The sequence below is a fragment of the Mesorhizobium sp. BR1-1-2 genome (genome assembly GCF_020165435.1).
Taxonomy (GTDB): Bacteria; Pseudomonadota; Alphaproteobacteria; order Rhizobiales; family Rhizobiaceae; genus Mesorhizobium.
Genome location: NZ_JAIUID010000007.1, coordinates 274,899 through 287,298, shown reverse-complemented (window position 1 = coordinate 287,298; position 12,400 = coordinate 274,899). Strand labels below are relative to the sequence as shown.

10 protein-coding genes are annotated in these 12,400 nt (G+C 59.5%); 6 read left to right on the top strand and 4 right to left on the bottom strand.

Annotated elements, in window-relative coordinates:
- Positions 1-63: 63 nt before the first annotated feature.
- From LB551_RS18995 to LB551_RS18970, 6 genes are all read left to right on the top strand, one after another.
- Positions 64-858 carry an IclR family transcriptional regulator gene (locus LB551_RS18995; RefSeq protein ID WP_224660108.1) on the top strand — a complete coding sequence of 265 codons (795 nt, stop codon included), beginning with the start codon at positions 64-66 and terminating at the stop codon, positions 856-858.
- Positions 848-2,038: a M24 family metallopeptidase gene (locus tag LB551_RS18990; protein ID WP_224660107.1), complete on the top strand. Its 1,191-nt coding sequence runs from the start codon at positions 848-850 to the stop codon at positions 2,036-2,038. Before LB551_RS18995 ends, LB551_RS18990 begins: the two co-directional genes overlap by 11 nt.
- A complete protein-coding gene (locus tag LB551_RS18985) occupies positions 2,035-3,315 on the top strand; it encodes a threonine synthase (protein WP_224660106.1) in 1,281 nt (426 codons plus the stop codon). Before LB551_RS18990 ends, LB551_RS18985 begins: the two co-directional genes overlap by 4 nt.
- A gap of 134 nt (positions 3,316-3,449) precedes the next feature.
- Entirely contained in the window at positions 3,450-4,199 is a 750-nt protein-coding gene (locus LB551_RS18980; protein ID WP_224660105.1) for an ABC transporter substrate-binding protein, read from the top strand.
- 94 nt (positions 4,200-4,293) lie between these two features.
- Positions 4,294-4,950: an amino acid ABC transporter permease gene (locus LB551_RS18975; RefSeq protein ID WP_224660104.1), complete on the top strand. Its 657-nt coding sequence runs from the start codon at positions 4,294-4,296 to the stop codon at positions 4,948-4,950.
- Positions 4,947-5,678, top strand: coding sequence for an amino acid ABC transporter ATP-binding protein (locus tag LB551_RS18970; RefSeq protein WP_140551799.1), 732 nt, complete (start codon positions 4,947-4,949; stop codon positions 5,676-5,678). The genes LB551_RS18975 and LB551_RS18970 overlap by 4 nt, the downstream gene beginning before the upstream one ends.
- A gap of 164 nt (positions 5,679-5,842) precedes the next feature.
- Here the strand turns inward: LB551_RS18970 and LB551_RS18965 are convergent, their stop codons facing one another.
- The 4 genes from LB551_RS18965 to LB551_RS18950 all read right to left on the bottom strand — a co-directional run bounded on the left by LB551_RS18965 (position 5,843) and on the right by LB551_RS18950 (position 12,347).
- Positions 5,843-6,877, bottom strand: a complete 1,035-nt coding sequence (locus LB551_RS18965) for a PLP-dependent cysteine synthase family protein (RefSeq protein WP_224660103.1) — start codon at positions 6,875-6,877, stop codon at positions 5,843-5,845.
- Entirely contained in the window at positions 6,874-7,851 is a 978-nt protein-coding gene (locus LB551_RS18960) for a kinase (protein WP_224660102.1), read from the bottom strand. Before LB551_RS18960 ends, LB551_RS18965 begins: the two co-directional genes overlap by 4 nt.
- Positions 7,852-8,327: 476 nt before the next feature.
- Entirely contained in the window at positions 8,328-8,768 is a 441-nt protein-coding gene (locus LB551_RS18955) for a MucR family transcriptional regulator (RefSeq protein ID WP_224660101.1), read from the bottom strand.
- A gap of 957 nt (positions 8,769-9,725) precedes the next feature.
- Positions 9,726-12,347, bottom strand: a complete 2,622-nt coding sequence (locus LB551_RS18950; protein ID WP_224660100.1) for an EAL domain-containing protein — start codon at positions 12,345-12,347, stop codon at positions 9,726-9,728.
- Between the last annotated feature and the right edge of the window lie 53 nt (positions 12,348-12,400).

Sequence of the window (12,400 nt, the reverse complement as noted above, 5' to 3'; positions counted from 1 at the left end):
CAAACCGAAGCTGTATGGTTTCGCAAAATACGGAACATCATTCCGAAATAAGGAACACGCCGCGTGACTGGGAACCTTTCGTTGGAGCGAGGCCTGGCGGTCCTGAATGTCCTCAAAGAGGCCGACGAAGCTGTTGGCGTGCGCGACCTCGCCCGACGGCTGGAACAAAGTGCTGCGGCCGTTCAGAGGATCCTCAATACTTTGGCCGAACAAGGTTATGTGGAGCAATCTGCGGACTCGCGGCGCTACCGGCTTGGTCCGTCTGTCTTGGCCTTGGCACGCCACGTTCTAAGCAAAGATCAACTTGTCGGTCTGGCGGAGCCGGAGTTGCAGGCTCTGGCCTCAAGGGGATGCTTCAATGCCTTCCTGGGGGTCAGACGAGGAAACGCGGGCCTGTATCTCTTGACCGTGCAGAGCAGGAGCCCCGTCGTCATACGGTCCTCTCCGGGTGAGACCTTCCCCCTCCATTCAACGGCTTTGGGCAAGGCATTCCTGATAGACTTTGATCGCGAGACGATTGTCTCGGTCCTGGGCGAAGCGCCGCTGGAGCGCTTGACAGAGCGCACCACCACCGATCCGCGGAAGCTGGCCCTTCAGATAAGGTCATCACGGGCAATCGGCTACACGACTTCCCTCGATGAAAACTTTGTCGGCCTGGTCGCAATCGGCGCACCAATTCGCGACGGCTCAGGCAGCGTCGTGGCGGGAATAAGCGTTGCCTATCCGCGCTCCGTGGGCCCACAGATCGGCATCGCGGATGTGGGCGAGCAAGTCATGGCGGCAGCGTCGAGGGTTTCCGCGGGCCTTGGCTTTCGGCCCGTCGGGGCGCAAGGCGGAGGAGCTGGCAATGTTGCTTAACGAACAGCGTCTGACTGAGCACATCACCGCCGCCGGCCTGGACGCCATTGTGGCGGCCGCTCCAGAAAACGTCACCTACATGAGCGGCTTTTGGGCTCTGCCCCAGTGGATACGCCGCGGGCCACAGACCTATGTGTTCTGGCCAGCTCAAGAAGCAGGCGCGCCCGAAATCATTGCCAGCACCAGCACTCTGGACCTCATCGCTGACCAGCAGCCATGGGTGAGACACGTCCGCCCCTATGGCGACTTCCATGTCGAAGCCGGCTTCGACGCGGCAGGAGCGGTCGACCAAAGGCACCTCGCGTTGCGCAGTTTGCCCCGACACGCAGACGCAATCACGGCGCTGGTGACGTCGCTGCAGGCTGCCGGCTTGGCTTCCGGCCGAATTGGAATCGACGAAGCCGGGTTTCTGCCCGGCGATTTGCAGGCGCTTGGCACCCGCTTGCCCAAAGCCCGCTTGACGCCCGCCTCGGCCATGCTCCGCAACGTGCGGGCCGTCAAGACAGCTGACGAAATCGAACGGCTGGGAGCTGTGGCGCGCATCGCGGAACGGTCCATTCATGCTTCCCTGGCGGCCGCCACGGAGGGCGCCAGCGAGCTCGACCTGGCGCGCGCATTCCACAGGCAGACCGTGGAGGACGGAGCATTGCCCGTGTTGGGCTGCATCGGTTTTGGCGAACGCAGCGCGCTCATGAACGTCCAGCCCTCAGCGCGTAAATTGCGCCCTGGCGAAATCATACGCTTCGACGTTGGCGGACGGTTTCAACATTATCGCGCCGACATTGCCCGCATCGCCTGTCTCGGGGAACCCCCGGCGGAGGCATCAAGGCTGCACAGGGCGTTGTTGCGCGGTGTCGAACGTGCCTGCGAGGTGATACGCCCCGGGCTGCGAGCCGCAATGCTGTTCGAGGAGGTGATGAACGTCGTTCGCCGCGAGGGTATTGCGCACTACAAACGTGATCACGTCGGTCACGGCATCGGGCTCGATGGCTATGATGCTCCCATTCTTTCCGCCAGCAGTCCTGAGACGCTCGAAGAGGGCATGGTCCTGTGCGTGGAGACGCCCTACTACGAAATAGGCCGGTGGGGGCTCCAGGTCGAAGACATGCTGGTCGTTCGCGAGCGCGGCGCTGAACGGCTCATGACCACCTCCGGAGAACTGATGATGGTGGCGCAATGAGCAAGGTTGCCGGTTATACCTGCATCCGCTGTCGCGCAGCCTTTCCGGCGGACCTCAAGATCGATTCCCGCGGCTGTCCGCATTGCCGCGCGGATGCACCAGCTAATCTTGAGGTGATTTATGCACCGGCTGGAAATGGTGTCGCCGTGGATCGGCTTTCCCGGACATCACCGCCCTCGCTCTGGCGCTATGCAGACAGGCTTCCCTGCCGAGAAAACGACGCGATATCGTTGGGCGAGGGCTTGACGCCCCTTCTGCCCGCTGAAACCCTGGGTGAGCGGCTGGGTGTTCCGCGTCTATTGATCAAGGATGAGGGCGCCAACCCGACCTGGTCCCATAAGGACCGGTTCTCAACGGTCGCTGTGTCGATGGCGCGCTTGACGGGCGCGCGCGTGGTAGCAACGGCTTCTTCGGGCAATGCCGGCGCCTCGCTCGCCGCCTATGCCGCTCGGGCCGGGTTGAAGTGCGTTGTCGTTACCTTCGCCGGTACTGCCGGCGCGATGTTGACGCAGGTCCGCAAATATGGCGCGACCGTGGTGCCGATGGCCGACAAATCGTTGCGCTGGCCATTTCTTGCCAGTGCCGTCGATCAGTTCGATTGGTACGTCACCTCGCCATTTCATGCACCGGTTGTCGGGAGCCACCCGGTTGGGCTCGAAGGCTACAAGACGCTGGCCTATGAAATCTGCGAGCAGATGGAGGGCGCAGCACCGGACTGGTGCGCATTGCCTGTGTGCTATGGCGATGCGTTGGCCGGTATCTGGCTAGGCTTCAAAGACCTTTTTGAGCGAGGAGTGATCGAACGCCTGCCCAGGCTGGTGGCAGCCGAAGTCCACGGCTCCCTGACGAGGACGTTGGACAGCGACAGAGATGCCATCATTGACGCTCCTTCGGCCTTCGATACGCTTGCGATCTCCATCGGAACCACCCGCAGCACCTTCCAGGCGCTCCAGGCGCTTCGCCAATCGCGTGGCACCGCGGTGGCGATCGACAATGACGGTCTGATCGAGATGCAAGAGCAACTTGCGGCTTGCGAGGGAATATTCGCCGAATTGGCCTCAGTGACGCCGCTTGCAGCAATCGGCTCCTTGAGGCGGCGCGGCGTCATTGGCGCGTCGGACCGTGTCGTGGCCATCACTACGGCGAGCGGTCTCAAGGATCTCGACCGTTCAACAGCGTCGGTGTCGGCTCCGCAGTCATTCCAGTCCGTTGATGATGCCTGGCAGCATCTGCGAAAGAATATGCAAGATCGGACGGTCGGCAAAGACGCAGGATGAATTGCATTCGTCGGGCGGTGTCATCGCCGGACCTTGCTCCGTTTTGACCGGGGGCGCCGGCGCAGGCACTCGGTAAGTACCAGGCACGATGACGGGCCAGGCCGCATCAACTTTTACACATCAGGGAGGTTTCGATGCTCTGGAAGATTATAGCCGGCGGCGTGGCCGCCATCATGTTTGCACTGACAGCAACTCAGACGATGGCGACCGAGACAATCAAGGTCGGCATCACCCCAACAGGAGTGCCCTTTACGTTCGTCGACCCAGCCACGCAGAAGCCGGCCGGCGCAATGGTGGATCTGGCCGCCGCTATTGCCGAGGCAATCGGCACGGAAACCGAATTTCAAGTCATTGCGTTTCCCGCGCTCATTCCATCCCTGACGACCAGACGCATCGATCTGATTTCGGCCAGTATGTTCATTACCGACAAGCGTAAGGACGTAATCAACTTCAGCAGCCCGGTTTATGCTTACGGCGAGGCCATGTTCGTCGCGGCTGCCGATCCCAAGGACTACAAGCTCGACGACCTCAAGGGCGAGACCGTCGGCGCGCCTGTCGGCTCGACCTTCGCGGAGGCTCTGCAGGGCCTCGGCCTTTTCGGCGAGGTTAAGCTCTACGAGTCCATCGCCGACATTATTCGTGACGTGAAGCTTGGAAGGCTAAAGGCCGGTTTTGGAGACAGACCGATCGTCGCCTACCAGCTTTCTCAGAATCGGGGTCTCGGCGTGCGGCTCGTCGAAGGGTATGTGCCTATGAAAATGGGCCAGATAGCGCTTGCTGTCGCCAAGACCAATCCTCGGCTGCTGGAAATGGTTGATGCCACCATAGCCAAGCTGCAGCGAGATGGGCAGCTTAAAAAGATTTTTGCAAAGTACGGCCTCTGACGGGCGACAGCATGCAAAGGGCCGCAGCAGGTCTCAATGAAGGTTGCTTCTTGCCTGGCGCCGACGAACCATTGGCCGGAAGAGGAGTGTGAACATGATTGATTTCGTCACCCGCTCAGCAGAATACCTGCCATTTCTTGCCCGTGGCCTGACAACGACTATGCTCGTCACCACGCTGGCATTGTGCCTGGCGACTGGCTTGGGTCTCATCTGGGCACTGCTGCGAACATCGAATGTCCGCTGGCTGTCGCTACCGGCTCGCACGGTGGTCGAGTTCGTGCGTGGCATTCCGCTGCTTGTTACGCTGTTTTACATCTATTTCGTCGCCCCAGAAATCGGCATCGAACTGACGGCCTTTCAAGCAGGCGTCATTGGACTGGCGCTCACCCATTCCTGCTATCTCGGCGAGACATTCAGGTCAGGGATCGAAGCCGTCGATCACGGCCAGGTCGAAGCCGCGAAATCAATCGGAATGAGGCGGCCAATGATGATGCGTCGTGTGGTTTTGCCGCAGGCTCTCAGAATCACCTTGCCTCCCTATGCGAACAACATCGTCGTGCTCCTGAAAGACTCCTCGCTGGTGTCGGTGATCTCGGTCGCTGACCTTACCATGCAGGGGAAGATGCTCGCCTATTCGACGTTCGACAATATGACCGTCTTCACCTTAGTGGCGTTGCTCTACCTTAGCCTCACCGTGCCCTTGAATTTTATGATGGGTCGGCTGGAAAAGTCTGTGAGCGTCGGCCGATGATCACGTTCGAAAACGTAGAAAAATCCTTTGGGCGTCACACGGTTCTGAAGGGGATCGATGCCGAGGTCCGCAAAGGAGAGGTTGTCTGCCTGATCGGTCCTTCTGGCTCCGGTAAGTCGACGCTGCTTCGGTGTGTCAATGGGCTCGAGACCTACCAGCGTGGCCAGATTCGTGTCGGAGGTACCCTGGTCGATGCCAGTTCCAAGCTCATTCACGGCATTTGCGCCCGCGTCTCGATGGTGTTCCAGAAGTTCAACCTATTTCCCAATCGCACCGCGCTGGAAAATGTCATGGAGGGCCCTCTCTACGTGCTCAGGGAAAACAGACACGATGTTCGGGAGCGGGCAATGGCGCTGCTGGCCCGTGTTGGCTTGGAAGACAAGATGGATGCCTATCCCGCCATGCTCTCCGGCGGGCAGCAACAGCGCGTGGCGATTGCCCGCGCGCTCGGCATGCGGCCCGAAGCAATCCTGTTTGACGAACCCACCTCCGCTCTGGATCCCGAAACCGTGGGTGAAGTTCTCCACGTCATGCGCGCTCTCGCCGAGGAGCGCATGACAATGCTCATCGTCACGCACGAGATCCAGTTCGCGCGCGAGGTCTCCGACAGCGTGCTTTTCCTGGATAGTGGCCGAATTGTCGAGCGTGGGCCGGCAGAGGAATTGTTGCGCAATCCAACGCAAGAGCGCACCCGCGATTTTCTGAGGCGCGTCATGCATCCCCTGTGAAGCACATCGCAGGCGGCAAACATACGGGCGGTTCCACTCGTCGGCATGCTTCGAACCGCTCGACAATGGTGCCGCGTATCGACTTTTGTGCCTTTGATGCCGCTCATTCCCTCCAAAGGGATCGCCAGCAGACTGGTTTGACGAGGCGCATTCAGACAGACCCCTCAGCCTTGGCAGAACGCGGCCAGCACTTCATTGAGCGTTCGCCGTCTCCATGGAAACCGCGTCCAATCCGTTTCCGGGGCCGGGCCAATTCGATCGATCTCAACCGGCTCAGAGGGAATGGCCATCGGCCATCCCTCGATCTTGCTAAGCCATTCGTCATTGTAGACGGTGTCGGAATGGCGATGACCCTCGTCAGGCATGATCACGACGGTGGCCATGTCGGGCATTTGCCGCGTGACCCAGCGGGCAACGAGCGCAGCCGCGCCGCTGGTCGGTCCCATGAATATGCCGTGGTCGCGAAAGAGTTCGTGAGCCATGGCGTAGGCAGGCAGGGCGCCCACCCAATGGACCTCGTCAATCATGTCGTGGCGGACGTTTGCGGGTAGCACACTGTTGCCAAGACCTCGCAGCATGCGCCGCCCCACGGGTTGACCGAACAGCATGCTCCTATGCGTGTCGACAGCAACAATTCTCAGATGCGGGAAGAGCTCGCGCAGGAAGCCGCCAGTGCCGCAAAGTGAACCCCCTGTCCCGACGCAGCCCACCAGACAATCAACACGTCCAAAGTTCCTCACGATCATCTCTGCCAGGCGTGCATAGGCAAGGGGGTTCTCGGGGCTGTCATACTGCCGCGGCCAATATATATCCGGGTTGCTCTCGACGATCGTTTGCAGCCGCTCCAGCCGACCTGGCTGATTACCGTCTCCCTTTGGATCGTCCACGCTCAAGACCTTGGCGCCAAGCCGCTCCAGGCGCCGGGAGAGCTTGAGATCAATCAGGCTAGACGCGGTAATGAGTGTCAGCTCATAGCGACCAACGGCGGCGAGCATGGCCATCGCCAGGCCGAATGTGCCCGATGTTGTCTCGACTATGTGCCCACCTGTCTCGAGGCGGCCGGACGCGAATGCCCGATCGACCATGAAACGGGCCGGCATCAGCTTCATGAGCGGGAAGCAGGCAGCGGTGAGACCTGGTGCGAGTTTGGCAAAACGGGGTGCTTCAAAGGCACGAAGGTAGTCTGCTGCCCCGGTCATGGGTTCCGGGCTCCGTCGGTTCCGATCGCGAAGCGCGTGAAATCTCCGAAGCCTGCGCCTGCCAGGCTCTTCTTCAATGCGGCAACTCGGTTTCCCCTCATGACTTCATCGGCATCCATCAGAATTCCGATCAAGGTCCCGCTATGGGCTACCTGAATCCCGAACGCGCCGTGTTCGTTTGCCAGCGCTGTCAAAGCGTCGAAGCTGGGCTTGCGAAGGCGCCTTTGATTGATCTTGGCGCTCAGCGTCGCCACCCGGCCGAGAAGTCGAGGATCCTGCTGCCGGATTGAGCGGCAAGCCAGCCCTCTTAGCACGCGAAACAGCTCAATCTCGCCGCTGTCATATCGCGCCCGCGGATGCCGCAGAGTGTCGACGGGCTGTCCCCTCATATGTCGGAAACCGAGCACCTCAAGCGGTGGAAATTCCCTGCCGAAATGTTCCAGGACCGCGCCCTCGCGGTGTGCAAACAGCAATGCCCACTCGCCGTAGGCGATTGCGTCACTGGCGCCTTCGGCCGCAACAGCCAGCCTTGCCACTGACGCATGCTGCAAGGTCGCGCCTGCCGAGGCAGCAACAGCGCGTATCGTGGCGATGACATCTGCGGTTGACGAACCGTATCCGTGACCGATGGGGATGGTGCTTTCAATGGTCAGGTCGCCACCTATACCTGAAATGCCCAGGTGCTGAAGCGTAAGATGCGCAGCGCGGGCAGACTTGGAGCGGCCGGCCGGACGCGTGCCGATACCGGGCTGCTGCCTTGGCCAAAAGGTCGCCACCGCCTGTTGTCGGGCATAGGGCAACGTGAGAAGGCCTCGGTGGAGACGGCCATGTTCGTCTTCAAAAACGCCCTGCAGCAGTTCGCCGTGATGGGCGCTTGCCCGGCCCGTGCCGACCCGCAAGGCAGGGTTCTCGACGGTCGTCGAAGCAGGAGGCTCTGCTTGACGATGGGGTGATTGAGGTTGCAAGAATTTCACTGGTTGTTTCCTACCGTGATCAAGTCTCACTGTGCCAGGAGTGAGCAGGACCGTCACTCGCCAGATCAAGGTAGGATCGAGAGCGCCAATCACCTTAAATGAGGGCGCGATGCCCAATCTTGGGAAGCAGCTTGATCGCGGATCGACATCCATCGTGGTCGCTGCGCCGGCGAGCTCGCTTTTGGCTGGAGGCTGTTTCGCCGAACACCTGCGAACGGCCGCGAGCGTGAAAGGTCTGGACTCGACCCCGTTCAACATCAGGCGGCAAGTTACATCGCCTCGGCGGCGACATAGCCTTCAAGACTAGGCCGAGTGCGAGCAACTTATCGGGTCCGGGGCGTGGCTCGGCCACACGCAGGTCACACCGCCTCGCTGCCCGTGCAGTCCAAGGGTTCGGCTGATCAGATTGATCAGCTCACCGCGCGGCGGGCAGCTGAGGGTCGTCGAGACTGACGAAGCTCAAGCGCCCCGGCCGGCTATGCCCTTGCCTTGCGCTTCGCTCTCTCCGCTTTTGACGGAAGGGCCGCCTTGCGGCCAAGGCCGCTCGCTTTCGCCAAGGCTGACCGTTGCGCGGCATAGCTTGGCGCCACCATCGGATAATCTTTGGCCAAGCCCCATTTGGCTCTGTATGCCTCGGGGGTCATGCCAAGCAGGCCGAGGTGACGTCTCATCGACTTGAATTTTCGGCCGTTTTCCAGACTAATGATGTAGTCGGGAAACACGGACTTCTTTGGATTTACGGCGGGAATGAGTTCGGGCTTAGGTGCGACCGCCGGCTGCTTCAGCTTCGACAGCGCCGCATGCACGCTGGTGATCAAATCGGGCAAGCCCGTTATCGGCAGTGGATTGTTTTGAACATAAGCGGCCACGACGTCGGCAGTCAAACTGATGAGCTCGCCGCTCTCGATCTTATCCAATTCTCACTCCTGTATTCCCTAGCCTGTATTCCCTGGATGGTTCCATCCTTTCCTATTGCGGAAATTTTGGGCGCGCAACGTCTGGGCTTCTAAATGATCAACAACTAACGCAGGAAATCTGCCGCCGTGCTTGGCCGCACAATCGACTGTCCACTACTCCCCCGGGGTGGCGGTCCCCGCACAGGGCAGGACGGATAAAGCCCGCGCGGCGTTAACCGCGTGCCGACCCAAGCTCGAACCAAGGGCACCTGTCTCCCGTTGTGGGACCATGAAAGGTCAGGTCAAGGCCAGGTTCCACTGTCGTCTCGAGCCATCGGGTAGATGGATGGTGTGGGATGATCTCAACAACGCGCCTGCGAGATTGGGAGGCTGTTCCCTTGTTGGCCGTACTCGGCAGCGCGCCAAATGGCCTGCGAACTGCTGACGCGCATTTATGATAAGCGGTTGGGGGCTCGCTCGCTCGGGGGCCGCACGAAGCATCGGTCGGGCCGGCAGACCATGTCGGCGAGCTCATCACGTCCATTCGTAAGGCTCGCGATTTGGAAAAACGGCCTCCCTAGTCCTATTCCGGGGATAGGCTAAGCCCTGATGGTTGCACCCAGGGTGATCTATCGTGCGTCCGTCAGTAGGGCAGTGATGCTAGCTGAACTGCATCGACTATATGGGATCCCTGCTATAGTCCCATATGGCCGTTCGAATAGCGATTATCCTGGTGGTCCTTTTTGCCTTCGCCACGGATTCGCAAAACTTGTGGAGCGTTATGGCGGCGACGGCGATGAGCCCTCTCCATGTGCACAATTGTCAAACCTTGGTTGCCCCAAGGCCCCTCCTCCTGCGCCTTAGCGAGACAGTCCTTCTCGCGAGCGATAGCCGAGCTTTTCGTCAGTTGAATGGAGTTCCGGCCGGTGGGTTCGTGCACCCCCCGCCAATCGGTCAGTCGAGCACCGGCTCTGACACTTAGCTGACAGCGCGCAGGCGCCGAGATTGAACAAAGCGCTTTAGTCCCTCCGAATCCAACGCATGGCCGAAAGCATAGCCTTGCAGTATGTCGCATCCCAGACCTTCGAGTATCCGTGCGTGCTCCATCGTCTCGACACCTTCTGCAATAATCTCGATACCCAAGGACTTGCCGATTTCAATGATCGACGAAACGATCTGCCTTCGTTGCGGCGATTTGACAATTGGGATGATCAACTGCCGATCTATCTTCAATCGGCGAGGGTGTAGCTTGAGCAGGCTGACTATCGAAGCATAACCGGTCCCGAAATCATCTATTTCTATATCGATTCCGAGTTCTTTTAGTTGATTGACATTCCAAGTGATCAAATCATCGCTGCCATCGAGGAAAATAGACTCGACAAGTTCGAACGAAATCGTTCTCGGCTTGATGTTTAGCTCTCTTAAGCTCTTTATAAGGTCTTCATCCTGAAGACGTCGCCCGGAAACATTGACCGAAACGCGCGGCACATCGAGGTTCGCGGTCGACCACTCCGCAAAATCGGAAAGTGACTGATTGAGTATCGCCCGATCGATCATGGAGACGACATTCAACTCATCAGCAACTCTCAGGAAGACATCAGGCGCTAGAATGCCTTGCTTTGGGTGTCTCCAACGTGCGAGCGCCTCGACGCCGACAATCTCGAGGGTTTTTGCGCTAAACTGGGGCTGGTAGAAAGCTACGAACTCGTTGCGCTCAAGGCCGCCGAGAATTTCGTCGGCAATCCGCTTTGTGTCGACGATTTCGCTTTGCATCGCCTCGGTGAAGAATTCGTATCGATTGCGCCCACGCGTCTTTGCCTGGTAAAGCGCAATGTCGGCATTCACCAACAGGTGCTTGGCTTCGATGTCATTTTCGTTGTCGACCGCAATCCCCACGCTAGCGCCAAAACGGCAGCGGTGGCCGTGGTAATAGACGGGTTCGCTCATCTGGCTGATGATGTTTTCAGCCAGCAGTGCCAATTTCTTGATATCCTGCACGGTGCACAGGACCACGAATTCGTCGCCGCCGATTCGAGCGACAAATCCCCCCTCTTCCACCGTGGATCGCAGCACTGTAGACGCGTGAACCAGCATCGCGTCGCCCGCCGCGTGGCCAAGCGTATCGTTGATGTGCTTGAAGCGGTCGAGGTCTATGTGAAGCAGGCTCACATGCGCGCGGTCGCGCCTGGCGTTTGCTGTGTACTCTTTCAGCACTTGGTCGAGGTAACGACGGTTGGCCAAACCGGTCAGGGAATCGTGGAGCGCAATATGCTCTATGCGCGCCTTGGTCGCCTCAAGTTCTGCATTTTTCGACTCAGACAGCTGTCGTGCGCGAACCAGGTCGCTGTTTAACAGGACGTCGGCCGTCACGTCCCATTCCGCGCCAATCATCTTGGGCGTCTCGTTTGGCGCCTCGTACGTGGTGGCCCTGGACCGGACATAACGAATTTCACCATCCGGACAAATAATCCGGTACTCCGACGAGTATGTTCCGCGGCTGGCGACGGCACTGTCGAAATCTGCGTTGGCGCGGGCCAGATCCAGGGGGTGAATCGCGCCCGCCCAATCCGAATAGCCGCGAGGACCCCCATCGCTGGGTCTGCCGTATATTTCGTTGACACGATCGTCCCATGACAGGTCGTTGGTCGCGAGATCGTGTTCCCAAACGCCGATCGCTGACGCCTCCAAGGCAAGTTCCAGTCGTCTCGACAAGCGATGCAGTTCGGCGTAATTGCGCTGCCTCTCGCCGATCAGCCGACCCGCTACCAGGAATGGGATCACGACCAAAGCCCCGGCCGCCGCCATAATGGCGCGCAAGAACCAGGCGTTGCTGGGCGTCGAGGGCCAGCCGTTCTTGGGGATGGCTGCGATCTGCCACGAACCGGACGGTAGCAGAACTTCGGCCGTCACTGGATTGTCTTTGCGGACGTCCTCGGAGCCGAAGAATTGAACTCCGCCTGGGCCAAGCGCATCTTTACCGATGAGCGCGATATCGATTCCCAAATTGTCGTCGAGCAGGCCGCTCGCCTTATACAGACGCTGCACGTCGACGACGGCGGATATGATGCCCCAAAACCTTTCACTGTTGCCCGCACTCGCCACGAATACAGGAAAACGGCCGATGAAGCCTTGGCCTCCCTGCTTCAGGTCGACAGGACCGGCAAGAATCAACTTGCGCTCGTCGCGCGCCCTGAGCGCGGCCTTGCGCTGCCAGTCATCCTTGCGGTAATCGAGCCCCATCGCTTTCTCGTTGCCTTTCAGCGGGTACATCAAGGAGACGACCAGATCGGGCGCGCCGGCAATATTGTTCAATTGCGAATTTTCGCCGAACAGGTTACTGGCGAGGGACGCAAAGCGCTGTTGTCCCATATAGGGTTCAGTCACGATCGTCGCGACCAGTCCATGCACAAGTTGAAGGTTTCCGTTGATGTTTCCTTCCAGCTTGGCGCGGATCAGATTGACCTTGGCCAGCACGTCCGCGCGGGCCACTTGGTCCGAGACGATCTTGTTTTGATGGTCCGCATACGCTGCGCTGAAGGCAATGACCAAAACTGCCACGGCGGCCGGAATATTCACCGAAGAAAAAACGGCATCCTTCATCCCGGCCAACCTAGCGCCGAAAAGAGCCACTGGCGTGAAACTCCCTATGTTGC